The sequence below is a fragment of the Pseudomonas sp. ME-P-057 genome, from assembly GCF_030208975.1.
GTDB classification, from domain to species: Bacteria; Pseudomonadota; Gammaproteobacteria; order Pseudomonadales; family Pseudomonadaceae; genus Aquipseudomonas; species Aquipseudomonas lutea.
In genome coordinates this window covers 31,808-56,773 of record NZ_JARVSX010000020.1, presented here as the reverse complement: position 1 = coordinate 56,773, position 24,966 = coordinate 31,808, and the positions used below count along the sequence as shown (strand labels likewise).

The following is a 24,966-nucleotide window of genomic DNA, read 5'->3' as shown; positions in this document are numbered from 1 at the left end:
ATGCAACCCTACCTGATCTCCCAACCGGGCATCCGCATCAGCCTTGCCGAGCTGATCGAGATGCGGCATCGCGTGCGTGAAGTGCAGTTGTTTTCGACCCCCAGCCAGCGCAGCCCGCTGATTGGTCTGCACCACTCCAAACTGCGCGGGCGCGGCGTCGACTTCGATCAGGTCAGGGTGTACCAGGCGGGCGACGACGTCAGGACCATCGACTGGCGCGTCACCGCTCGCACGCAGGAGCCCCACACCAAACTGTTCCATGAAGAACGCGAGCGGCCGATCTTCATCATGGTCGAACAGAGCCGGCGTTTGTTTTTCGGCTCCGGGCTGATGTTCAAATCGGTGCTCGCCGCGCAGGCCGCGGCGCTGGTGGGATGGGCCGCGCTGGGGCACAACGATCGCGTCGGCGGGCTGGTGTTTGGTGACAACGAGCATTACGAAATCAAACCCCGACGCAGCAAGCAAAGCCTGCTGCAGCTGCTGAACCGGCTGGTGCGGGTCAATCAATCGCTGCACACCGAGGCCGCTGCCGACCGCGACACGTTCGGGGTAGCGTTGCGCCGCGCGCGTGAGGTCATGCGCCCGGGCAGCCTGGCGATCATCCTTTGCGACGAGCGCGCGCTGACCGATTCCGCCGAGCAGCAGTTGGCCTTGCTGTCGCGCCACTGCGACCTGCTGCTGTTGCCGCTGTCCGATCCGCTGGATCATGCGTTGCCGGCCGCCGGCCTGTTGCGCTTTGCCGACCGGGGCGCACACCTGGAACTCGACACCCTTAATGCCGATTTGCGCCAAAGCTACCGTGCCCAGGGCGAAGCGCGTCAGGCGCGCTGGGAACTGCTCGCGCAGAAGCTGCGGGTGCTGATGATGCCACTGAGCACCCAGCGCGAAATGGTCGAGCAACTGCGCGAATACCTCAACGGTCAACGTCCGGTGAAACAGCCATGAGTGCTCTGGACCAGTTGCAGCCGCTGATTCTGCCGGAGCCGATAAGCGTCTGGCCGCCTGCACCCGGATGGTGGTTGCTGCTGATTTTGCTGCCGGCACTGGCCTACGGCGTGTGGCGCGCACGCACGCTGCTGCCGAAAAAAGCCCCGCGCGAGACCGTTGAAGCGCTGGATCCGCTGCGCCAGGCCGCCCTGGTCGAACTCGCGCAGATGCCCAAACCTTACGACGGTGCGCCAGCCGGTGCCTGGCTGCAGCAGATCAACGGTCTGCTCAAGCGCTTGTGCCGCAATCATTACCCCTACAGCCAGAGCCACACGCTCAACGGACGCAAATGGCTGGCCTTTCTCGATAACCGCTGCCCGGCGGCCGGCCTGACGCGCTGGATGATTCTCGTCGAAGGCGCCTACAAGCCTGAGTGCAAGCTGGACGACAAGGCCATCAACGGCCTGACTCAGTCGGTCGAGACCTGGATTCGCAAGCATGTTTGAGTTCGCCTGGCCGTGGCTTTTCCTCCTGCTGCCGCTGCCGTGGGTGATGCGCCTGTTGCTGCCCCCCGCAGACAGTGGCGAAGCTGCTTTGAAGGTCAGCTTTCTTCAGGAGCTGGAAGGTCTCGCCGGCCGCCGTGCGCGAACACATCTGCCGGGCTGGCGACGGCAGCTTCCGTTTATTGCTATCTGGCTCCTGCTGCTGATGGCCGCCGCCCGCCCGCAATGGCTGGGGGAGCCTTTGCCGGTGGCTGCCAGTGGCCGCGACCTGTTGGTCGCCGTGGACGTATCGGGTTCGATGGATTACCCGGACATGATGTGGAAAAACGACGAGGTCAGCCGCCTGGCGCTGGTAAAGACGCTGCTGGGGGATTTTCTTGAGCACCGCCAGGGCGATCGCATCGGCCTGATTCTGTTCGGCAGCCAGGCCTATCTGCAGGCGCCGCTGACCTTCGACCGCAAAACCGTACGCGTCTGGCTGGACGAAGCGCGGATCGGCATCGCCGGCAAGAACACCGCCATCGGCGATGCAATCGGCCTGGCCCTGAAACGCCTGCGCCAACGCCCGGCCCAGAGTCGCGTTCTGATCCTGGTCACTGATGGCGCCAACAACGCGGGCCAGATCGACCCGAGAACCGCTGCACGTCTGGCGGCCAGCGAGGGCGTGAAGATCTACCCGATTGGTATCGGTGCCGATCCTGACAAGGGGGCGACCAGCATTCTGGGCCTCAACCCGAGCCTCGACCTGGACGAGCCGGCCCTGCGGGAAATCGCCGCTGTCAGCGGCGGGCAGTACTTCCGGGCGCGCAACGGCGTCGAACTGGCCGGTATAGGCAAGGCGCTGGACCGGCTGGAGCCTGTCGCGCAACAACCGACCCAGGCGCGCCCTGCCCACTCGCTGTATCACTGGCCGCTGGCAATGGCGCTGCTGCTGAGCCTTTTGCTGGTGATCCAGGAACGCTGGCCGAACAACGCGCTGTATCGCTTGTTTGCCTTCGCCCCGGTGTTTGCGCAGGTCGCGCGCTGGCGTCAACGCGTGCAGCGCCTGCTGAGGCGCCCATGACGGAATTTCTCGCCAGTCTCTGGCCTCACTGGCTGCGCCCCGGCTGGCTACTGCTGCTGCCGCTGCTCGGCTGGCTGTTGTGGCGATTGTGGAACCGGCAGAAGCGCGTGGGCCGTTGGCAGATGATTTTGCCCAGCGCTTTCCACTCGGCGCTGCTCAGTGGCGGTGGCGGCCGGGAAAGCAAGCTGCCATGGATCGTGCTGGGGATTGGCTGGTTATTGGCGGTGTTGGCCTTGCTGGGTCCCAGCTGGCAGCGGGTCGAGCAAAACAGCCAACGGCCGGTCGACCCGCTGGTGGTCATGCTTGAGCTGACCCCGGAAATGCTCGCGGCCGACAGCCCGCCCACGCGACTGGAGCAGGCGCGTCGCAAGCTTCTCGACCTGCTGCAAGCGCGCAGCGACTCACAGACCGCGATCATCGTCTACGCCGGCAGCGCCCATACGCTGGTGCCACTGTCCGACGATCTGGCGACCAGCAAAAATCTGCTTGATGCAATCAGGCCGTCGATCATGCCCGAGGCCGGTCAGCGCGCTGACTTGGCCGTGCGCAAGGCGCTTGACCTGCTTGAACAGGGCGACCTCGGTCAGGGGCGTTTGCTGTGGATTGGTTCATCCCTCAGCGAGGCCGAGCGTCAGGGTATCCGCGCGGCCATGACCGGCCGCGACGCGCCTGCGTTACTGATGCTGGGTGTCGGCACTGCGGAAGGCGCACCGGTCACCCAGGAGAAAGGCGGCTTTCTGAAAGACGCTCAGGGCGGCATTCTGGTACCGCGTCTTGACGGGCCGGTACTGAAAGACTTCGCCGACAGCATGGCCGGCCGCTACACCGCCCTGCGCCTGGACAATCAGGATTTGAACGACCTCGGGCTGCTCGACGGCCCGAAAAGTCTCATCAGTGAGGGCCAGAAAGTGCGGCTCGACCGCTGGGCCGATCAGGGTTATTGGCTGCTGCTGCCGCTGTTGCTGCTGGCCGGCTGTGCCGGAAGACGCGGCTGGCTGTTGTGCCTGCCCTTGTTGTTGATGACCGTGCCTCAAGCCAGCTATGCCTTTGATTTCCAGGACCTGTGGCGCCGGCCGGACCAACAGGGTGAGCGCCTCCTGAAACGTCATCACCCGGCAGAAGCCGCGCGGCATTTCCAGGACCCGCGCTGGCAAGGCGTTGCGCTCTACCAGGCGGGAGATTATGCAGGCGCCGCCCAGCGCTTTGCCCAAGGCAGCAGCGCCGTCGACCATTACAATCGCGGCAATGCGCTGGCCCGCAGCGGTGAGCTCGAAGGCGCCATCGACGCTTACGCACAGGCGCTGGATCGTCAGCCGGACTTCCCGGCAGCGTTGGCCAACAAGGCATTGGTGGAACAAGTGCTGGAGCTGAACAAAACGGCGAACCCGTCGGAAATCGAGACCAAGGCCGAGACCGAGACCGAGACCGACGAGAACGGCAATAACGCGCGCCAGGGCAGTGCCGGGGATTCATCGTCGAGCGCGTCGTCAGCACCGCGCGACCCGGATGAAAACCGCCCGCCGGAGGCTGAGCAAAATGCTGCCGACCAGGAGGCTTCCGGTGCGGGTGGCGACGCCGACGGTCCGGCCCGCGCCGCTGGCAGGCCCGCCGAAGGGCAGGTTGATGGCGAACAGAAACAGGCGCTTGAACAGTGGCTGAGGCAGATTCCCGACGAACCCGGCGAACTGCTGCGGCGCAAATTCTGGTACGAACAACAGCAGCATCAGGAAAAGACCCGATGAGTCGTCTGCACAGGTGGTTGATCGCAGGGATGTTATGCCTGTGCGCAGGGCTGGCCCAGGCCGACAGCGCTGGCTCGACGCTGCTTTCAAGCGTCGACCGCACGCGCGTCAACACCGGCGAGACCGTCGAACTGACCCTTGAAACCGACGACGCCACGGTCTTCGGCAGGCCCGACATGAGCGGGCTCGACGCTGACTTCGAAGTGCGCGACACGCGTCAGCTCAACAGCCTCACCACGCTGGAAGGCAATGTCCACGCCACCACGCGCTGGCTGATTACGTTGATGCCGCGCCACAGCGGATCGATTGAAATCCCGCCGCTGAAGCTGGGGGAAATGACCAGCCAGCCGATTGTGCTGCAGGTGGTCGATGTCGGTCCGGCGGCGCAGGGCCAGGCGCAAAAACTCGACCCGGTATTCATGGAGGCGAGCCTGGACCAGGACAGTGTGTACGTTCAGGCCCAGGCACTGCTGACCGTGCGAATCTATCACTCGGTGTCGCTGTTCGACGACAGTAGCCTGACACCGCTGCAAGTGCCGGATGCGCGCGTTGAAAAGCTCGGCGACACGCGCACCTACGAGAAGCAGATCAACGGCATTCGCCACGGCGTCATCGAGATGCGCTACGCGCTGTACCCGCAGCACAGCGGCGACCTGACCATACCGGCGCAAGCGTTCAGCGCGACGCTGGTTCAGGACACCACCGATGCGACAGCAGCGGCGGCCATGGGGCCGGGAGCGGTTGCAAGCGGGCCGAAACCCGGTCGATTGATGCACGTCACGTCGCTGCCGTTGACGCTTAACGTCAGGCCGCAACCGGCGCACTACCCCACTGACGTGCCGTGGCTGCCCGCGCGCAGCGTCAGCCTCAGCGAAAGCTGGAGCCCGGAGCCGGCCCATAGCCAGGTCGGTGATTCCCTCACCCGCACCTTGCAACTCAAGGCCGAAGGCCTTTCGAGCGCGCAGTTACCGCCGCTTCCGGCCACCGACGTCAGCGCGTTGCGGCGCTACCCGGACCAGCCGCAGTTGAGCAATCAGCCCGGTGAGCGAGGCTTGACCGGCGTGCGCGAGGAGCGCGAGGCCCTGGTGCCCAATCGTCCCGGTGCCATCGACATTCCGGCGGTGGATCTGGTCTGGTGGAACACGCAGGAAGATCATCTGGAGCACAGCGCCCTGCCCGCCCGCACATTGCAAGTGAGCATCAACCCCGCACTTGCGGTGGACACGCCGGTAAGCGACAACAACGTCACCGTGATCGGCCCGCCGGTCTGGCCCTGGCAGCTCAGCACGGTGCTGCTGAGCTTTACCACGCTGCTGGGCTTTGGCCTGTGGTGGCGTGGGCGCTGGCAGCCGGCCCTGGCGCGGGTCGCGCAAACAGGCCCAAGTCCGCGTACAGTGCTCGACGACCTGAAACGCGCGAGTCTGGCCAACGACCCGCATGCCACCCGCCAGGCACTCGATGCCTGGGCGCGTCAGCAGCCCGAAACCCTTCCCGACATGGCCGCACGCTTCGTGCCGCTGTCCAATGCACTGGACGGGCTGAACGGGGCGCTTTATAGCGAGACCGAAAAACTGTGGCTGGGTGAAGACCTCTGGCGCGCTGTCAAAGCGCTGCCCGCCATCGAAAAAACCCAGGACCCGGGCGGAGGCGACAGCTTGCCGCCGCTGTATCCGAAATAATTTCACCGATCAGCGCGTCCCACCGTCGGAGCGCGCTTGCCCATGAACAGGGTGTCGGGTCGCGAACCTGGCACAGACCCACCGCCATCGCGGGCAAGCGCGTTTCCACAGGATGTGTTGATCGTTAAACCAAGGTACCCCCATGCGTCTGTTCCACACATCCGACTGGCATCTTGGCCAGAACCTTCACGGTCAGGAGCGAGATTTCGAACATGCCGGTTTCCTCAACTGGCTGCTGGCCCGCCTGGCCGAACGCAAGCCGGATGTCCTGCTGATTGCCGGCGACATCTTCGACACGGTCAATCCGCCGGTCAAATCCCAGGAGCGCCTTTACGACTTCATCGTCAGCGCCCACGAGCAGAACCCCCAGGTGACCATCGTGATGATCGCCGGCAACCACGACTCCGGCTCGCGCATCGAGTTGCCCGCGCCGCTGATGCGACGCCTGCGCACCCACGCGCTGGGCCGCGTGCTCTGGCTCGACGATGGCGTGCTGGACGTTGATCGCTTGCTGCTGCCACTGACCAACGCCAAGGGCAAAGTGCTGGGCTGGTGCCTGGCGCTGCCCTTTCTGCGCCCGGCCGAAGTGACGGGTGCCGCCCTGGGCGACAACTACCTGCGCGGCATTGGTCAGGTCCACGAGATGCTCATCGCTGCGGCGAATCAACGGCGCAAGAAAGGCCAGGCACTGATCGCCATCAGCCACGCGCACATGGCCGGCGGCTCGGTGTCGGAAGACTCCGAACGCAGCCTGATCATCGGAAACGCCGAAGCCCTGCCCGCCAGTCTGTTTGGTGAAAGCATCACCTACGTCGCTCTGGGGCATCTGCACAAGCCGCAGCGCGTCAACGGCGAGGACCGGATTCGCTACAGCGGGTCGCCCATTCCGCTGTCCTTTTCGGAAATCGGCTACCAGCACCAGATCCTCGAAATCGAATGCGAAGGCGACAAGCTCGTCAGCGTCAAACCGCTGCTGATCCCGCGCGCGGTGAACCTGCAACGCATAGGCCCGGCGCCGCTGGCCGAGCTCTTGTTGCAACTGCTTGACCTTCCGGACATCGACCTCCTGGCGGACGTCGACCGTCAGCCGTGGCTCGAAGTCCGCGTACGCCTTGACGAGCCGCAACCCGACCTGCGCAACCAGATCGAGGCTGCGCTGGAAAACAAGGCCGTGCGGCTGGTGCGCATCGCAGCCGAATACGCTGGCAAGGGCGGTCGCGATGAAGACGCCCGGCAGGACCTGATCGAACTCGACCAACTGAGCCCACAGGAGCTGTTCAGCCGCGCCTGGCAGGACAGCTACGGCAGCGAGGTCGACGAACAGACCCTCCAGGATTTCGCCACCCTTCTTCAAGACGTGCAGCTGGAGAGCGAGCAACCATGAAAATCCTCGCCATCCGCCTGAAAAACCTGGCTTCGCTGGCCGGCCCGTTCGAGCTGGATTTCACCGCCGAACCCCTTGCCAGCGCTGGCCTGTTTGCCATTACCGGCCCCACCGGCGCGGGTAAGAGCACGTTGCTGGATGCCCTGTGCCTGGCGCTGTTCGGCGCGATTCCCCGACTAAACAACATCGGCCAGTCTCGTGTGCCGGAGATCGATGGCGACATCAGCACCAACGACCCGCGCAACCTGCTGCGTCGCGGCACCGGCAGCGGTTACGCCGAGGTGGACTTCGTCGGCATTGACAAGCGCCGTTACCGCGCACGCTGGGAAGCCAACCGCGCCCGCGACAACGCCACGAAAAAGCTCCAGGCGAGCCGCCAGACGCTGATCGATCTGGACAGCGAGCAGATCCTCAGCACGCAGAACAAGACCGAGTACAAAACCCTGCTCGAAGCGCGGCTGGGCCTGAACTTCGAGCAGTTCACCCGCGCCGTGATGCTGGCGCAGAGTGAGTTCAGCGCCTTCCTCAAGGCCGACGACAAAGAACGCAGCGAACTGCTGGAAAAGCTCACCGACACGGCGATCTATAGCCAGCTGGGTCGTCGCGCCTACAGCAAAAGCAAGGAAGCCGAAGAAGCACTGAAAACCCTTCAGGCCCAGGCCGGCACGCTGACACCCATGGAGACTGAACAGCGCGCCGAACTGGAACAGCGCTTCGCCGAAGCTCAACAGCAGCTCAAGCAGGTTCAGGCACAGCTGCGCGAACTGGAGCTCAAGCAGCAATGGTTCAAGGAGCTGAGCCGGTTGCGAGACAGCCATCAGGCCGCCAACGAACAACTGACCAGCGCACAGCAAACCTGGGACGCACACAGCGCGGACCGCCAACGACTGGGCCTGCTGGAGCGGCTGGCGCCACAGCGGCATCTGTTTGCCCAGCGGGCCAGGCTTCAAGCGCAGGTCCAACCGCTGACGGCGGCCATACAAGCTCACCACGTGCATAAGACCGCACTCGATGCCCGAATTGCAGAGCTGGACAGCCAAAAAGCTCACGCCGAGCTCGCCTTCCAGCAGGCGCAGGAACAGCTTGGCCAGGCACGACTTGGCTTGAGTGAAGCGTTCGAGCAGCAGACCCGCCTCGCTCACCTGAATCAGGAACTGCAGCAACTCGACGAACAGGCGCAGGCTGCGGCCAATGCCAGTCGCGAGGGGCAGGCAACGCTTGATCAACTCGCCGAGCAGCAACGGCAGCTTGAAGCACGCCTGCAGGTCATTGCCGAACAACTGGAGCACAGCGCAGCGCTGAGCACCCTGAGTCAGTCATGGAACGCCTACCGCCCGCGCCTTCAACAGACCGTGCAGCTCAGCGCGCGACTGATCCAGGGGCGCGCCGAGCTTCCGCAGCTGGAGAAAAACGCCACCCTTGCCGAGCAGACGCTCAGCGAACGCCGCAGCGCTTTGCAGGCGCTTTATGACACCGCCGAAGTCAAGGCAGATGCGGTCAGTCAGGAAGTGGAACGGCTGGGGCAGTTGCTGCAGGACAATCGTCAGCAGCACGGTGCCAGCGACACCCTTGAACGCCTGTGGCAGCGTCATCAGGAGGTCGCCAACCGCCTGCTCGACCTTCAAACGCGCCAGCAAGAGGCCACCGAGCGTCGTGCCGCGCGCATCGCCCAGGGCCTGAAACTCAAGGCCGAGCAAGAGACCGCCGAGCAAGCGCTGAAGGTCACCGTCGAACTGCTGCAGCGTCAGCGGCTTGCGCGCAGTGCCAGCGTCGAAGAGCTGCGCGGGCAATTGATCGATCAGCAACCGTGTCCGGTGTGTGGCAGCGAAGAACATCCGTATCACCAGTCCGAGGCGCTGCTTGAAGCGCTGTCGGGCCACGACGACGGCGAAGAAGCGCGCGCGCGGCAAGCCGTCGGGCAGCTCAGTGAGAAGCTCGCCGAGCTGCGCGCGGAAGTCGCCGAACTGAACAACCAGCTCAAGCAGGCCAAGCCGCAACACGATCAGCTGGCCGAACAGCTGCAAACCCTCGCCCCTGAGCTGGAGGCACACCCGCTGTACCCGCGCCTGCTTGAACAGCCCGAGCACCTGCGGGGGGACTGGCTGAGCGAACGTCTGCACCAACTGGCGCAGGACATCCTCACCGCCGAGCAGCGCCAGGCCCGTTTGCTGAAAGTGCAGCGCGACGCCGAGTCACTGCAGCAACAGGTGCTGGACGCGCGCGAAGCCAGTCAGCAGGCGATGAAAGGGCTGGACGATCAACAGCGCAACATCGCGCTGGACAATCAGGCGTTCGAGGCGGCGTTGCAAGAGTTCGAGCCGCTGCTGCCTGCCGAGAGCCTGACCCAATGGCGCGACTCGGCGACGCAGAGTTTCATGCAGCTGGACAACGACATCGCCGCGCGCGTCGAGCAGCTCGACCAGCAGAAGACCGAGCAGCAGGAGCACGCCGAGCGCGCGCTGAAACTGGAGCGTGAGCAGACAGCCCAGCAGGCGCGGCAAGCTGAGCATCAGAAGCTGCAGGCGCACGTGGACAGCCGTCGCGAGCTGCAACAGACGGCGCAGCAGCGACTGGCACAGGTGTTAGGCGAATACCGCTCGCCGGAGCATTGGCAGCAAGCGCTTGAGCAAGCCGTGGAGCACGCGCGCCAGGCCCTGGCGGCCAACGCAGACGGATTGCAGATCGCACGGGGCGAATTGATCAAGCTGACCGCAGAGCTCGACGGTGAACAGCAGCGGCTGCAGGCTTTGCAACAGGAACTGACGGAGCTCGAACGGCAGATCGCGGAGTGGCGCGCCAGCCACAGCGAGCTGGACGATGCCGCACTGGACACCTTACTGGGCCTCAGCGACGAGCATGTCAGCGGCTTGCGCCAGCAGCTGCAGAGCAGCGAAAAAGCGCTGGAACAAGCCAGGGTGCTGGTGGACGAGCGCGCCGCGCAATTGCAGCAACATCAGGCGCATCACAGTGATGGCGTCGATGCCGAGCAGTTGCTCGCCACCTTGACCGACGTGCAGGCGCAGTCGGGGGTTCAGGACCAGCTGTGCGCGGACCTGCGCGCGCAAGTGAGCGAAGACAACCGCCGACGCGATGCCAGCAGCGAACTGCAATCACGCATCGCCGGGGCGCAGGCCGAGTATCAGCGCTGGGGCCGGCTCAATGCGCTGATTGGCTCCGCCACCGGCGACACCTTCCGCAAGATCGCCCAGGCCTACAATCTGGATCTGCTGGTGCACCACGCCAACGCGCAACTCAAGCAACTGGTGCGGCGCTATCGCCTCAAGCGCGGCGGCAGCATGCTCGGCTTACTGGTAATGGACACCGAAATGGGCGACGAACTGCGCTCGGTCCACTCGCTTTCGGGCGGTGAAACCTTCCTGGTGTCCCTGGCGCTGGCGCTGGGCCTGGCGTCCATGGCGTCCAGCACGCTGAAGATCGAATCGCTGTTCATCGACGAGGGCTTTGGCAGCCTGGATCCCGAGTCACTGCAACTGGCCATGGACGCCCTTGACGGGCTGCAGGCGCAGGGCCGTAAGGTCGGGGTGATTTCCCACGTGCAGGAAATGCACGAGCGAATTCCCGTGCAGATTCAGGTTCGGCGCCAGGGCAATGGCCTGAGCACAGTCGAGGTCAGCGGCGGCTGAAGCTTTTTTTCACGACGCACGGACACGCCCAATGGCGTTTCTGTGCAACCCTATACCCCTTGCGCGACAGTCGCGCCAAACTCGATAGAAGGTAAAACCACGTGGCAAACTCCAAAGTATTTTTCGACATCACCGCCAACGACGAGCCAATGGGCCGCATCGTGATGGAACTGCACAACGACGTCGTGCCGAAAACCGCCGAGAACTTCCGCGCCCTGTGCACCGGTGAGAAAGGCGACGGCCTGAGCTACAAAGGCTCCTCGTTCCACCGCGTCATTCAGAACTTCATGCTGCAAGGTGGCGATTTCACCAACCACAACGGCACCGGCGGCAAGTCGATCTACGGCAACAAGTTCGAAGACGAAAACTTCACCCTCAAGCACACCGCCCCGGGTGATTTGTCGATGGCCAACGCTGGCCCGAACACCAACGGCAGCCAGTTCTTCATCACCACCATCGTGACCGAGTGGCTGGACGGCAAACACGTCGTCTTCGGTAAAGTCATTGAAGGCATGGACGTGGTCAAGGCCATCGAAGCGCTGGGCTCGCAGTCCGGTCGCACCAGCAAGAAAGTCGTCATCGCCGACTGCGGCGAGCTGACCGAGGCCTGAGCATGACGTCGGCGCCTCACGCCACATCGAAGACGCCGACGCTCTACTCGTTCCGCCGGTGCCCCTACGCCATGCGTGCGCGCATGGCGCTGGGGTATTGCGGCGTAACGGTCAATACCGTCGAAGTCAGCCTCAAGGCCAAACCGCCAGAGATGCTGGAACGCTCGCCGAAAGGCACCGTGCCGGTTCTGGTGCTGCAAGAAAACGTGCTGGAGCAGAGCCTGGACATCATGCGTTGGGCCTTGGCACAACACGACCCGGATGACTGGTCCATGACCGGAAATGACGAAGCGCAGCGACTCATTGCCGAGCTGATCGAAGAAAACGACAGCCGCTTCAAGCGTGATCTGGATCGCTATAAATACTCGGTGCGTTACCCCGAACACCCCCCGGAAGCCTACCGATCTCAGGGTGAGCACTTCCTGCGTCGTCTCGATGACCTGCTGGCGTCACGAGCCTTTCTGATCGCCGACCGACTGACCCACGCCGATATCGCCATCGCGCCCTTCATTCGGCAATTCTGCTCGGTGGACGCAGACTGGTTCTGGCAAAGCCCCTACCCTCACCTGCAACGCTGGTTGGGCCGCTTTCTCGAATCCGAGCTGTTCGTTGCCGCAATGGCCAAGCGCTAAACGCGGTCGCTCCATCCCTCCACGACGTCCCACTGAAAGATCGACGAAATCATCTCGCCGTGCCTGGGAGGCGGATTACCCGCGTTGAGCTTCTGCGAACGCTGCATCTCCACCGCCTCGGCGACCTCGGTCTTGAACTCCATACTCCGCGCCACGCCGCCCACTGAGCCTTCGCCATGGCCAAGCAATGAGCAGCCATTGTTGATCACTGCGAAGAACACGATTACCCAGAAGTTCGCGCCTTTCACGATGCACGCCCCTGGGACTGAACAGCCGCACGACTGATTTCAACGGATGCCGTTTGCGCTGACACAGTCGACGGTGAGTTAAGTTGTGGGTTCATGCTGACAACGGTCACCACTGCGATGAATACGACATACAGCGCGATGGCGGTGTAAGCGCCGTGTTTGATTGAATCAAGAATGGCAGTGGCCATGGATGCAGCTCCGGGACATGTTTATTTCAGGCGCCCAGAATGCGTGAAGCGATGAGTATTAAAAAACGATGGCTGGCAATTCAAAAGATCGATGTGGTTAATTATTTAAGTATTCAATCGGGCCAATAGGTTCGCTCGCAAGCCGGCTCCTACAGATGGGAGCCGACGCGGATAATGTGTTGAAGGAAGGCCCTTGTAGGAGCCGGCTTGCTGGCGAATGTACGGGGTTTTGCACCGCCACCTAATATTCACGCATAAAAAATCCCCATCGCTTATGCAGCAGACGGGGACCAAAGGGAGGGAATTCAACGCTTTCGCGAACAAGCTCGCCGGCACTTGATGCATGGCCTGACACGCAGTGGTCAGTGGGTCGCATCAACCTGTTGAAGACGAAGTTGCTCGCGAAAGCGTTTTCCTGAAACCAAAGATTGCGGTTTTAACCTGGACTCTTACAAATCCATTCCCCGGCAACGATACATTCGTTAACGGGGAATGGATTCACTTCGGCGTTCTATTCATTGCTGAACTTTGTGATCCAGAGCGGCATAGAAGTTGGCGCTTTGTTGCAGGTACTTTGGGGTGTAGCTCTGGGTCGAGCTGACTTTTTTGTCGGTCGCTTCAACACTGGCACTGGCGGGCAATGCGACAGTGGCGGAGATGGCGGACGCGGCGATGATGGAGAAGATATTGAAGTTCATGATGGGTACCTCGCTGTGGTGTGTCGTTTCAAGTCTTGACCGTCGTGGCCGTGGAATGAAAGTTACGCTCGCGCCTGTTCCAGAAAAAATCTTTTCTGGCACTAGCCCTTATCACTTCAATTGATACATAAAAAAAGCCCTTGAAAATCAAGGGCTCAGACTGCGTCAAAGCGTCGCAGGGTGTCAGTGAGCAGTGAGGAAATGGAAGTCAGACGGCGAGTCGAAGTCGACTTTCTGCACGGTGTCTCCCAACAGGCCGGTTTTCGGGTCGACGCGCAGGGTGACGATCTGGTTGCTCTTCTGGTTGGCGATCAGCACGAAATGGCCGGTAGGGTCGAAGGCGAACTCGCGTGGTTCCTTGCCTTCCACGGTACGGCGCTGCACTTCCTTCAACTGGCCAGTACCGGCGTCAATGGAGTACACCAGTAGCTCGTTCACTTCGCCACGGTTGGCGACGTAAAGGAATTTGCCGTCAGTCGAGGTGTGCAGGCCACCCGCGGCGCGGTTTTGCTGACCGTCCTTGTTGGCCAGTTCGACCAGTTGGGTACGCTTGAACACGCCGTCGTGGTAATCGAACACGGCCACTTGGGCGCTCATTTCCATGGTCAACCAGGCGTGCTTGCCGTCTTTGCTGAACGTCAGGTGACGCGGACCGCTGCCCGGCGGCAAATCAACCGAAGGCATTTTCGCGGGCTGCAGCGGCTGCGTTTTTTTGCCGTCGTAATTGAAGACAAACATCTTGTCCGCGCCCAGATCCATGGCAATCAGGTATTTGCCATCCGGGGTCGGCACAGCGGCGTGGACGTGGGACGACGCCTGGCGCTCAGGGTTGACCTTGCTCGCCTCGTGGGTTGCCGTTTGCGCGACTGGCGCAAGCTTGCCGTCTTTGCCGACCGGCACCACGGCGAGTACGCCACCCGGATCAGGATGAACCGCATAGTTGGCGACGAACAGAAAGCGACCGTCCAGGCTCAGACTGGAATGGGTAGGCTCTTCGCCCTTGGTTTCGATCTGGTTGATGAACGACACCGCATGGGTCTTGGGGTCGATGGCGTAGCTACTGACCTTACCGACAACGTCAGTTTGCCCGGGGCCGTTCTCGTTGACCGCGAACATGTGGCGCTGGTCTTTGGACAGGGTGAGCCATGACGGGTTTTCGCTTTTAATCACTTGGCGCGGCTTGGCGTCGAGCTGGCCGGTTTGGGTGTTGAAACCGAATCGGTAGATGCCTTCGCTGGCGCCGGCAGTGTAGGAGCCGACCAGTACGTCGTAATCAGTCATGGGCTTGGCCTGAGCAGTGAGCGCGGCAAGGCTGCTGGCGAGCGCTAACCACGGCAGAATTCTGGGAGTCATGGGGCTGTTCTCTTTTTGGAGTTGTTGGCGCGCCGTAGACGCGGAAGTTCACGGATATGACAGCATGTTGCTGAGAGTAGTTGCCTGGCGGGTGCTGTGGGTTGCACGGCAAGCCGCGCCCCCGGGCACGCAAACATATCTGTAGGAGCCGGCTTGCTGGCGAACCGGGTGAATCTGTCACCGCTGCGGCGACTGGAAGAATGGGTTCGCCAGCAAGCCGGCTCCTACAGAGGACCTCCATCGCCGCGTATTCAATCACCCAGGTCAGGCAGGTGAGCAAGGGCAGGCAGGTCAGGCAGGTCAGGCAGGTCAGCCATAAAAATGCCGATTCATTGCCGCAAGGTCTACGAAGGCAATGCCGAGTTAGCCCTGCACGCCCTCTTCATCTTCATCCTCATCACTCGCCGAAATTCCATTGAGCACCACGATGCGGTGGTCGGCATTGCCGTCGTTGATGACCCAGCTCTGCAACTGGCTGTCGTATTCCGCAGCGTCGATCTGCGCCAGTGAGAAGCGCCAGACCTTGCGCTCGCGTCCGTCCATGCTTTCAATCTGCAGCATTTCGTCGAGGCTGAAGTCGAAGGCGTGCAAGCCATCGATCTCCAGCATGCTGTGGGCGGTCAGTGCGGTCTGGAGTTCAGTGCGCAGAGAATGTGGCGTGGTGGTCATGGCAGTGGTTCGCATCAGTGAAAGCGCGAATGATAGGTGAAAAAGCGTCGAAGCGCTGGCCTCGACGCTTGCTTCATGTGGCTCAGTCCTGCACCCCTTCCCTGGCGTAGTAGCGCGCGGGAATACCCCAGACGATCAACGCGATGGCCAGCACGCTCACCGCAAACAAGGCGAAAAGCGCAGGGGTGGCCGTCCCGGTGAGGTCCTTGATGCGTCCGACCATGAACGGCGCAATGATGCCCCCCAGTTGGCCGAGGGAGTTGATCAACGCGATGCCGGCGGCGGCAGCGATGCCGGTCAGAAAACGCGGCGGGATGGTCCAGAAAATCGGCATCCAGGCAATGATCCCGGTCATGATCAATGTCATGCCGATCATCAACGGCACCAACTGACCCGGAAACAGCGCGCAGACCAGATAACCCGCCGCCGTCATCGTCGCGCAGCCGGCCATGTGCCAACGGCGTTCGCCGTGGCGGTCGGAGCTGGCGCCAATCAACAGGTTGCCGATCACCGCGCCCACATACGGGATCACCGTCAGCAGCCCGATGTTCAGGGTGTCGGTTACGCCGGCGGTCTTGATCAGTTGCGGCATCCAGAACAGCAGCCCGGTCAACGCCATGACCAGGCACAGGTAGATGCCGGACATGACATAGGTGGTCGGGTGTTTCCAGATGTCTTTGACCTTCTGCGTGACAGCGGGCTTGGCTTCCTTGGCCATACGCGCCAGCACCACCTGCTTTTCCTGCTCACTGAGCCAGGTGGCGTCTTCGATACGGTCCTTGACCAGCCAGAACACCACACCACCGAGCAGAATCGACGGGATGCCTTCGATCAGGAACAGCCAGCGCCAGCCGGCCAGGCCCATGACGCCATCGAAATGGCCAAGGATCAGACCCGCAATCGGACCGCCGACAATCCCGCACAGGCAAATGGAGCTTTTGAAGTAGGAGTTGACCCGTGCCCGACGCGAACCCGGATACCACTGGGTAAAGAAGTACAGCACGCCGGGGACGAACCCTGCCTCCATCACGCCGATCAGAAAGCGCAGCGTGTAAAACCAGAATTCGGTCTGCACGAACATCATGCAGGCAGATGCGATGCCCCACGAGACCATGATCCGGGCGATCCAGATCCGCGCGCCGATCTTGTGCAGCAGCACGTTGCTCGGCACTTCAAACAGGAAGTAGCCGACGAAGAACAAGCTCGCGCCCAGGCCATAGACGGTTTCGCTGAAGCCCAGGTCGCTGGCCATCTGCAGCTTGGCGAAGCTGATGTTGACGCGGTCCAGGTACGCAAACAGGAAACAGGCGATGAACAACGGCACGATGCGCCAGCTCACCTTGCGATAGATGCTGTCCTCGAGCGCGTCGGCGTCGAGCTGGTCCAGCGGGATGGCAGTGGCGGTCATGGGTCGCACCTCGTTTTGTTTTTATGTGGGTGTCCGGGGTGTGCAGGACGCGGAGCCGAAAAACCCTGCAGGAGTGAGGACTAACGCGGCCAACTGCAGGAGCGCGCTTGCCCGCGAAGAGGCCGGTACATCCGACGCATATCGGCAGTCCTTACCTACGCCTTCGCGGGCAAGGTGGAGCGCCACCCCGGTCGCTCCTACAAAATCCGCGTAAGCGAACATTATTTCGCTCACGCCCTGCCCCACGTGCAGCCCAAAACCCACGCACTCAGTGGGACCGGCTAGCGCTGCTGCAGGGTTTGAAGCATCAAAGCTGCTTGATACCACCCGGCTGGAAAACCGCCTCGGCCGGTTTGATGCCGTTGATCAACGGCGCACCAAACTCATGCTGGCTGATCTCGAATTTATCCCCTGGCTGGGTCTTGATGCCGTCGGCAAACGACAGCGTCGCGGTGCCGAAGAAATGCACGTGTACATCGCCCGGCCGCAGGAATTGCGCGTATTTGAAATGGTGGTATTCAAGGTTTTCCAGGCTGTGGCACATGTTGGCCTCGCCGCTGAGAAACTCCTTCTCCCACAGCACTTGCCCGTCGCGGTGGATGCGGCTGGTACCGGCAAGGTTCTGCGGCAGATCGCCGACGCGCAGCTCAGGGCCGAACGAGCACGCGCGCAGCTTGGAATGGGCGAGGTACAGGTAGTTCTTGCGCTCCATGATGTGATCGGAGAATTCGTTACCGATGGCGAAACCCAGACGATAAGGCTTGCCGTCGTGACCGATCACATAAAGCCCGCTCAGCTCGGGCTCTTCGCCGGCATCTTCGGAGAAAGGCGGCTGCGGGAACGACTCACCGGGACGGATGACGATGCTGCCATCGCCTTTATAGAACCACTCCGGTTGCACGCCAGCCTGGCCCGCCGCCGGTTTGCCGCCTTCCAGGCCCCATTTGAAGATGCGCATGGTGTCGGTCATGGCCGACTCGTCGTTGCCATGCTGGTGCATTTTGTCCCGCGCTGAGGCGCTGCCCAAGTGGGTCAGCCCTGTACCGCTGACCAGTAAATGCGCAGGATCGGGGTGGTCCAGCGGCGGGAGGATCATCAGATCGGCGCGCAGTTGGGAATAATCGTGGTTGTCACCCAGGCCCAGGCTGTCGACCTGCTCGGCCAGGGAAATGTTTTTGTCGATCGCCGCCAGCGCCAGATCACGGGTGCTGGTTGCGCCCTGAATCTCACGCACCAGCGGGCCGTCTACCAAACCGACCCGACGCTGGCCGTTGCCCAGTTCGAACTGTACTAAATGCATGGGTTTCTCCTATTGGTGTCTACACGGTCTCCGTGGGAGACGCATGGGTTAACGCGGACGCGCGCTGGCGGCAAATTTCGACTCGGGCAGGACGTGCTTGCGCTCCAGGACACGGTAGACCACACCTGTCAGGATCAGCCCGCAGATCATCACGCCGGAAAGGAAGTACAAGCCGCTGGCGAGGTTGCCGGTCAGCTCTTTCAGCCAGCCGATCACGAACGGGCCGATATAGCCGCCCAGGTTGCCCACCGAGTTGATCAGGGCAATGCCCGCCGCTGCGCTGGCACCGGCAAAGAAGCGCCCGGGTAATGTCCAGAACACCGCCGTGCAGGAAAACAGCGAGAACGCCACCAGCGACAGCGCCGCCAGCTGCAACACCGGCACGCTCAGGTACGCGCTGAGGAACAGGCCGATCGCGCCAATCACATAAAGGACGGCCAGATGACCGTAGCGGTCGTTGAGCCGGTCCGAGCTGCGCGGCACGATCAGCAAGCCAACGATCCCAAAAATATAAGGTACGGCCGAAATGAACCCGGTTGTCAGGTCGCTGCCGCCGAACTGTTTGATCAGCGTCGGCAACCACAGTCCCAGGCCATAAATGCTCAAAGTCACGGGAAGGTAAAACAGCGCAAGCAGCAGGACGCGCTTGTCTTTCAGCGCATGCAGCGGGTTGCCGTGGCGGGTCTGACCGTATTCTTCCAAATCTTTTTTCAGCTCGCCGGCGAGCCAGTCCTTCTCCACCGGGTCCATCCATTTCACGTCTTTCGGGCCGTCAGGCAGCCAGCGCAAGACCGGCAGGGTCAGCAGAATCGCCGGCGCGCCGATGCACAGAAATAGCCACTGCCAGCCGTGCAGACCGGCCACACCTTCCATGCCCAGCAAGCCGCCGGAAATCGGCCCGGTGATCATCATCGCGATGGGTTGAGAAAGAATGAACAGGCCCAGGATCTTGCCGCGATGGCGGACCGGGAACCACTGAGTGATGTAATACAGCACGCCCGGGAAGAAGCCCGCCTCGGCCGCACCGAGCAGAAAGCGCATCACATAAAAGCTGGTTGGCCCCTGAATGAACGCCATGCCCATGGTGATAGCACCCCAGGTCAGCATGATGCGCGCGAACCAGCGGCGCGCGCCGAAGCGTTCAAGCATCAGGTTGCTGGGGATTTCCAACAGAAAATAGCCAATGAAGAACAGGCCCGCGCCCATGCCATAGGCCGCGTCACCGATGCCGACGTCTGCGCCCATATGCAGCTTGGCAAAGCCGACGGCGGAGCGGTCAACGTAGGCAATCAGGTAAAGCAGGATCAGAAAGGGAATGAGTTTCAGGGTGATGCGACGTATAAGCCTGAGTTCCTGGCTCATGGATGCGGTCCTCATTGTTTTTGTTATGGAAGCCTGCGGTGATCGCCTCTGCCCTCGTGTGCGCATTGCTGCGAATAAGGCTGGCAGGGTCGTCCCTCGGTCTGGATCGACTATATAGTATTACTATTTAAGGTGACAACTCTTCCACTGGCGACATTTTCGGCCTATTTTAGTCGTCAGCCGCAGCCTTTAGTCTTACAAATAAAGCCTTACAATAAGAGTGCTGATTTATGTCCGATTCCAATAAGAAACCCGTCCTGCGCTCCGCCCAATGGTTCGGCACCGCCGACAAGAACGGCTTCATGTACCGCAGCTGGATGAAGAACCAGGGCATCGCCGACCATCAGTTCCAGGGCAAGCCCATCATCGGCATCTGCAACACCTGGTCCGAACTTACCCCGTGCAACGCCCACTTCCGCACCATCGCCGAACACGTCAAACGTGGCGTCATCGAAGCCGGTGGTTTCCCGGTCGAATTCCCGGTCTTCTCCAACGGCGAGTCCAATCTGCGCCCCACCGCCATGCTGACGCGTAACCTGGCGAGCATGGACGTCGAGGAAGCCATCCGCGGCAACCCCATCGACGGCGTGGTTCTGCTGACCGGTTGCGACAAGACCACCCCTGCCCTGCTGATGGGCGCTGCCAGCTGCGACATTCCGGCGATCGTCGTGACCGGCGGCCCGATGCTCAACGGCAAGCACAAGGGCAAGGACATCGGCGCCGGCACCATCGTCTGGCAGATGCACGAATCCTACAAGGCCGGACAGATCAGCCTCGACGAGTTCCTGTCGGCTGAATCAGGCATGTCGCGCTCCGCGGGCACCTGCAACACCATGGGCACCGCCTCGACCATGGCCTGCATGGCTGAAGCACTTGGCACCTCCTTGCCACACAACGCTGCGATTCCCGCCGTCGACTCACGCCGTTATGTACTGGCGCACATGTCCGGCATGCGCGCGGTGCAGATGGTGAATGAGGACTTGCGCCTGTCGAAAATCCTGACCCGCGAAGCCTTTGAAAACGCTATTCGTGTCAACGCCGCCATCGGTGGCTCGACCAATGCCGTGATCCACTTGAAAGCCATCGCCGGCCGTATCGGTGTAGAGCTGGAGCTCGACGACTGGACCCGTATTGGCCGCGGCACCCCGACGCTGGTTGACCTGCAGCCGTCCGGGCGCTTCCTGATGGAAGAGTTCTACTACGCCGGCGGCCTGCCTGCCGTATTGCGTCGTCTTGGCGAGAACAACCTGATCCCGCACCCGGAGGCACTGACCGCCAACGGCAAAACCTTATGGGAAAACGTGCAGAACTCGCCGATCTACGGTGACGACGAGGTTATCCGCGCCATCGATAATCCGCTGGTCGCTGATGGCGGGATCTGCGTCCTGCGCGGCAACCTTGCGCCGCTGGGCGCGGTGCTCAAGCCCTCTGCCGCGACACCTGCGCTGATGAAGCATCGGGGTCGCGCCGTGGTGTTCGAGAATTTCGACATGTACAAGGCGCGCATCAACGATCCGGATCTGGACGTCGACGCCAGCAGCATTCTGGTCATGAAGAACTGCGGGCCCAAGGGTTACCCGGGCATGGCGGAAGTGGGCAACATGGGGCTGCCAGCCAAGTTGCTGGCCCAGGGCGTGACCGACATGGTGCGTATTTCCGATGCGCGCATGAGTGGCACGGCGTACGGCACGGTTGTTTTGCACGTCGCGCCCGAGGCTGCTGCCGGCGGCCCGCTGGCGGTGGTGCAGGAAGGTGACTTCATCGAAATGGACTGCGCGACCGGCCGTTTGCACCTGGACATTCCGGAAGCGGAATTGGCCGCGCGTCTGGCCGATTGGCAAGCGCCGCCACAGCTGTTGATCGGCGGGTACCGTCAGCTGTACATCGATCATGTAATGCAGGCGGATCAGGGTTGCGACTTCGACTTTCTGGTCGGCATGCGCGGCTCGGAAGTGCCGCGGCATTCGCATTAATCTGAGGCCCCACGGCCGGGGCATTGAACTGTAGGAGCCGGCGTGCTGGCGAACGCGGTGTGTCAGCAAATCTGTTGCCGACTGAAACGCCGCGTTCGCCAGCAAGCCGGCTCCTACAGGGATCGGCGTCTCACCTGAAAATCAATGCACCACGCTGCTGCAAAAGCAGGCCCATCCGGGCGTGACCCGCCAATGCTATGATGCGCCGCATTCACCGCTCAGGATCGTCCCGCGCCCCATGGATTACCGTAAGCCCTCCGACCGTAAAAGCATGCACTCGCGCATTGTCCAGGACATCGGCATGCAGATTGTCTCGGGCCGTTTCAAACCGGACGACAAACTCCCCGCCGAAGCCTTGCTCTGTGAAGAATATGCAGTCAGTCGCCCGGTGCTGCGCGAAGCCACGCGGGTCTTGGTCGCCAAAGGTCTGGTGTATTCACGGCCGCGGGTGGGCACAGTGGTCAAGCCACGCCGCGAATGGCACATCCTCGACCCGGACGTCCTGCACTGGCTGATGCAAAGTTCGCCGCAGAACGAATTCTTCGCCCTGCTCACCAGCGTGCGCAGCATCATCGAACCGGCCGCCGCCGCACTGGCCGCGCAACACGCGACGCCTGAAGACCTCACCGCCATCGGCGAAGCCTACGAGCGCATGGCCGCCGCGCCAACCGTTGAAGACGTGCTCCAGCCCGACCTCGATTTTCACAGCCGGATTGCCGACGCCACCCACAACGATCTGCTTGCCCACCTGTGCAACATGTTGTCGCTGGCCCTGCGCGAGGCGTTGAAACATTCCAACAAGCGCCCGAACCTGCATGAACTGGCCTTACCCCGTCATCGCGCCATCCTCACGGCCATTGAAAACCGCGACGCGCTGGGCGCTCATCACGCCACGCTGGTGCAGCTGGACGACGCCCGCAACGCACTCAACGTGGTACTGGGCCAAGGTGTAAAGCTGTAGTTCCACGAGAACCACGCGCGCAGCCCGTAGGACCGGCTTTAGCCGGGAAGCCTCTGGACTCCTGTTTATCCCGCCAAGGCGATGTGAAGCTCAGGGCAGATAGATACTGAACAACCCACCGCCCAATTCTCCGCCGTTGGCGATTTCAATGTGGCCGTGCACGCCCTTGCGCTGATGCTGTCGGGCGATGTTCGCCGCGAAATACAAGCCCAACCCGGTGCTGCCGCTGTTCTGGTTGATGCCCAGCACGTAATCGGTCTGCTGATCGATCATGCGCGCAGGAAAGCCCGGACCGTCGTCGTTGATGCTGATCACCAGTTGCTCGCCGACTTGCCTCGCTGTGATCAACACTTCGCGGCGTGCAAAGCGAATCGCATTGATCACCACGTTGGAAACCACCGACCCCACCAGCTCTCGATCAAAAAAGCCCGGCAGACCGAAGTCATCCAGCGCATAGCGCGCGGCGATGCCACGGCTATTGAGCACTTCCTGATGGAACGCCAGCTGCGCCTCGATGAAATCGTCCAGCTCGTGGTAGTCCGGGCGCAACGGCAACTGGTTGACCCCCAGTTTGTACAGCCCCAGCAATTGCACCAGCATGCCATTCAGGTGGGCGAACTCGTAATCGATCACGCCTTGCTCCGGCGTGCCGCGATAAGCCTCGGGAAGCTGCTTGACCCACTGACCGTGAGCCTGAATCAACGATCCCAACGAGTTCTTCATGTCGTGAACGGTGGACGCAATCACCATCGAAAAGTCGAGCCCGAGATCCTCATCTTTCATTCGCCGAAAGCCCTGATTCGTAGTTTCTGGAAGCGCTCGAAGCGTGGATCGGTCTCCGGCATCTTGCCGACCAGCTTGAGGCTGTTCTGGCACTCGGCCAGACTCGCCGCGTCGAGATTCTTCACGCCCATGTGCAACAAAGACTGCGCCATGTTGAGGGCGATACTGATATTTTTCGGCTGCAAGGCCAACCCTTGACGGAACAGATCCTGCGCTTCGCCCAGCTTGCCGGCGCGGTAGCAGCGAATCCCCTGCAGGTTGAAGTCGATGGCCGCCTTGCCGGCGCCAAGGATCTCCGGGTCGTCGGTCTGCTTGGCAATGTTCTGCATGACCAGTGGATCGTCGCCATAAATTTCGGCACAGCTTTTCAGAATACCAGCGCCGGCATCTGCCTGACCCAGCGACTTCAGCTGCGACGCCACGGCCAGTGCAGCATCAGCGCTGAGGAACTGCTCCATGCCTTCCAGGCGTTCCATCGCCTGCTCGGTCAGCTTGGCCGCCATTTCAGGGTCCGAAGACGCGACGCTGGTGGCTTTCATCAGGCGCGCGCGCACTTGCAGCCCGGCGTCGTTGCCGTTCTCCTTGGCCACTTCGGTCAGGGTCTGGTTGATCTCCACGCGGGTGCGCGCATCCAGCCCGCGCTCACCGCCCCGGCTGATCAACGCCTGAGCCAGGCCCAGATTGGTTTCAGGGTCTTTGAACCGTGAAAACTGGCCTTGGGAAACGGCCTGGCGATAGGCCTTTGAGGCGCCGTCGAAGTCTTGATTCTCCAGTGCCAGCTTGCCCAGCAGCCGCTGACGCCGTACCGCATAAGGCGACAGGCGCACCGCTTCTTCGAGCATCTTTTGTGCACGCTTGTTATCGCCGCTGGCCATCAACACATCGGCGAGCCCGTCGTACAACACCGGCATGGCATTGAAGGCGCGAATGGCCTCTTCGTACACGGTCTGCGCTTCGGGATTGCGCCCGCGCTTGAACAGCAGCTTGCCCAGCGCCACATACGCCCAGGGTTGCGGCCGGTCGGCCAAAATTGACTTGAGGAACGTTTCGAGCGGCTCGTGCTGGTTGAGATCACGCAGCGCATCGGCCTTGTAGCGCAGGCACAGCGGCGCAAACCGGGGGTCCTGCTTGGTCAGGGCTACACAGGCGGTCAGCACTTCGGCCGGATTGCCCCGGTCCAGCGCCTGCAGAATCGGCTTGAGCAGGGTTTTGCGCTGGACAATCTTTTCCAGCCGCTGGGCCAGGCTCGCGCGGTTGAACGGCTTGGTCAGGTAGGCATCCGGCTCCCACTCCAGCGCACTCATCACCATGGCCTGGCTGTTCTCGGCGGTGACCATGACGAACACGCTTTCGTGGCTGATCAGCCGATCGGTCATCAGGTCTTCAAGCACCTGCTGGCCATTCTTCTTGCCGTCGCCCAGATTGAAATCGTGCAGGATGAAGTCGTAGCGCTTCTGCGAGCACATCTTCAGCGCCTGTTCGCCGGTGTCGGCGGTGTCCACTTCCTTGACACCCAGCTCGCGCAGCATCGACCGGACCGAGCTGCGGAAGTCGGAAAAGTCATCGACGATCAGAAAGGTTTTTTGATTCCACGCCAGCATCGAGATTCCTGCAACGGATAAAAGTCGGCCCTGGGGCACTTACATGAAGTCGGCCATCCGCGCGGTACTCGGCGGAAATAGCCAATGAAGGTGCGGCATGTGCCGCTTGTCCGAGTTATCGGCGGCAGCGAAGCAAAACTTAGCCACGCAACGCCGGAATGTGATGCGGTTCGGGCTCCGTCGAAGTGTGGCCGGTGGCCATCTGGGCGCGATTTCATGGGTAAAGTCCTTGAGGGC

At 61.9% G+C, this 24,966-nt stretch carries 20 protein-coding genes and 1 pseudogene; 11 read left to right on the top strand and 10 right to left on the bottom strand.

Going from position 1 to position 24,966, the window contains the following annotated elements; translation table 11 throughout:
* From QRN48_RS10625 to QRN48_RS10585, 9 genes and pseudogenes are all read left to right on the top strand, one after another.
* Positions 1-945, top strand: coding sequence for a DUF58 domain-containing protein (locus QRN48_RS10625; protein ID WP_037013689.1), 945 nt, complete (start codon positions 1-3; stop codon positions 943-945).
* Positions 942-1,433, top strand: a complete 492-nt coding sequence (locus QRN48_RS10620; protein ID WP_285350492.1) for a DUF4381 domain-containing protein — start codon at positions 942-944, stop codon at positions 1,431-1,433. Before QRN48_RS10625 ends, QRN48_RS10620 begins: the two co-directional genes overlap by 4 nt.
* Positions 1,426-2,493 (top strand): vWA domain-containing protein, encoded by a 1,068-nt coding sequence (locus QRN48_RS10615; protein WP_285350491.1) that lies wholly within the window; start codon positions 1,426-1,428, stop codon positions 2,491-2,493. Before QRN48_RS10620 ends, QRN48_RS10615 begins: the two co-directional genes overlap by 8 nt.
* Positions 2,490-3,852: pseudogene (locus QRN48_RS10610) on the top strand (vWA domain-containing protein); the annotation flags it as partial. The gene QRN48_RS10615 and the pseudogene QRN48_RS10610, both read left to right, overlap by 4 nt.
* A 379-nt stretch (positions 3,853-4,231) precedes the next feature.
* On the top strand, positions 4,232-5,914 hold the full coding sequence (locus QRN48_RS10605; protein ID WP_285350488.1) for a BatD family protein: 1,683 nt from the start codon (positions 4,232-4,234) through the stop codon (positions 5,912-5,914).
* A gap of 142 nt (positions 5,915-6,056) precedes the next feature.
* The gene (locus QRN48_RS10600) at positions 6,057-7,298 is read left to right on the top strand and encodes an exonuclease SbcCD subunit D (protein ID WP_285350487.1); all 1,242 of its coding nucleotides are present in this window, start codon (positions 6,057-6,059) and stop codon (positions 7,296-7,298) included.
* On the top strand, positions 7,295-10,942 hold the full coding sequence (locus QRN48_RS10595; protein ID WP_285350486.1) for an AAA family ATPase: 3,648 nt from the start codon (positions 7,295-7,297) through the stop codon (positions 10,940-10,942). The genes QRN48_RS10600 and QRN48_RS10595 overlap by 4 nt, the downstream gene beginning before the upstream one ends.
* A gap of 101 nt (positions 10,943-11,043) precedes the next feature.
* Positions 11,044-11,553, top strand: a complete 510-nt coding sequence (locus QRN48_RS10590) for a peptidylprolyl isomerase (RefSeq protein WP_037013702.1) — start codon at positions 11,044-11,046, stop codon at positions 11,551-11,553.
* A 2-nt stretch (positions 11,554-11,555) separates the two neighbouring features.
* Positions 11,556-12,185 carry a glutathione S-transferase gene (locus QRN48_RS10585; protein ID WP_285350484.1) on the top strand — a complete coding sequence of 210 codons (630 nt, stop codon included), beginning with the start codon at positions 11,556-11,558 and terminating at the stop codon, positions 12,183-12,185.
* Here QRN48_RS10585 and QRN48_RS10580 read toward each other — a convergent pair.
* From QRN48_RS10580 to QRN48_RS10545, 8 genes are all read right to left on the bottom strand, one after another.
* Entirely contained in the window at positions 12,182-12,433 is a 252-nt protein-coding gene (locus tag QRN48_RS10580) for a hypothetical protein (RefSeq protein WP_037013705.1), read from the bottom strand. The genes QRN48_RS10585 and QRN48_RS10580 overlap by 4 nt on opposite strands.
* Positions 12,430-12,621 carry a hypothetical protein gene (locus QRN48_RS10575; protein ID WP_191944779.1) on the bottom strand — a complete coding sequence of 64 codons (192 nt, stop codon included), beginning with the start codon at positions 12,619-12,621 and terminating at the stop codon, positions 12,430-12,432. Before QRN48_RS10575 ends, QRN48_RS10580 begins: the two co-directional genes overlap by 4 nt.
* 515 nt (positions 12,622-13,136) lie before the next feature.
* Positions 13,137-13,319: a hypothetical protein gene (locus QRN48_RS10570; RefSeq protein ID WP_037013707.1), complete on the bottom strand. Its 183-nt coding sequence runs from the start codon at positions 13,317-13,319 to the stop codon at positions 13,137-13,139.
* Between the two features lie 183 nt (positions 13,320-13,502).
* Positions 13,503-14,672 (bottom strand): lactonase family protein, encoded by a 1,170-nt coding sequence (locus QRN48_RS10565; RefSeq protein WP_285350480.1) that lies wholly within the window; start codon positions 14,670-14,672, stop codon positions 13,503-13,505.
* A 363-nt stretch (positions 14,673-15,035) separates the two neighbouring features.
* Positions 15,036-15,341, bottom strand: a complete 306-nt coding sequence (locus tag QRN48_RS10560) for a DUF5629 family protein (protein WP_285350478.1) — start codon at positions 15,339-15,341, stop codon at positions 15,036-15,038.
* 82 nt (positions 15,342-15,423) lie between these two features.
* Positions 15,424-16,749 (bottom strand): MFS transporter, encoded by a 1,326-nt coding sequence (locus tag QRN48_RS10555; protein WP_285350476.1) that lies wholly within the window; start codon positions 16,747-16,749, stop codon positions 15,424-15,426.
* Between the two features lie 307 nt (positions 16,750-17,056).
* Complete coding sequence (gene araD1, locus QRN48_RS10550) at positions 17,057-18,049, bottom strand: AraD1 family protein (protein WP_285350473.1); 993 nt, start codon at positions 18,047-18,049, stop codon at positions 17,057-17,059.
* 48 nt (positions 18,050-18,097) lie between these two features.
* The gene (locus tag QRN48_RS10545; protein ID WP_037013716.1) at positions 18,098-19,411 is read right to left on the bottom strand and encodes an MFS transporter; all 1,314 of its coding nucleotides are present in this window, start codon (positions 19,409-19,411) and stop codon (positions 18,098-18,100) included.
* Between the two features lie 230 nt (positions 19,412-19,641).
* Between QRN48_RS10545 and QRN48_RS10540 the strand changes: the two genes are divergently transcribed.
* Complete coding sequence (locus tag QRN48_RS10540; RefSeq protein ID WP_285350472.1) at positions 19,642-21,384, top strand: IlvD/Edd family dehydratase; 1,743 nt, start codon at positions 19,642-19,644, stop codon at positions 21,382-21,384.
* A gap of 238 nt (positions 21,385-21,622) precedes the next feature.
* Positions 21,623-22,345, top strand: coding sequence for a FadR/GntR family transcriptional regulator (locus tag QRN48_RS10535; RefSeq protein ID WP_037013719.1), 723 nt, complete (start codon positions 21,623-21,625; stop codon positions 22,343-22,345).
* A gap of 90 nt (positions 22,346-22,435) precedes the next feature.
* Here the strand turns inward: QRN48_RS10535 and QRN48_RS10530 are convergent, their stop codons facing one another.
* Complete coding sequence (locus QRN48_RS10530) at positions 22,436-23,128, bottom strand: sensor histidine kinase (protein ID WP_037013720.1); 693 nt, start codon at positions 23,126-23,128, stop codon at positions 22,436-22,438.
* Positions 23,125-24,729 carry a tetratricopeptide repeat-containing response regulator gene (locus tag QRN48_RS10525; RefSeq protein WP_037013721.1) on the bottom strand — a complete coding sequence of 535 codons (1,605 nt, stop codon included), beginning with the start codon at positions 24,727-24,729 and terminating at the stop codon, positions 23,125-23,127. Before QRN48_RS10525 ends, QRN48_RS10530 begins: the two co-directional genes overlap by 4 nt.
* Positions 24,730-24,966 lie beyond the last annotated feature (237 nt).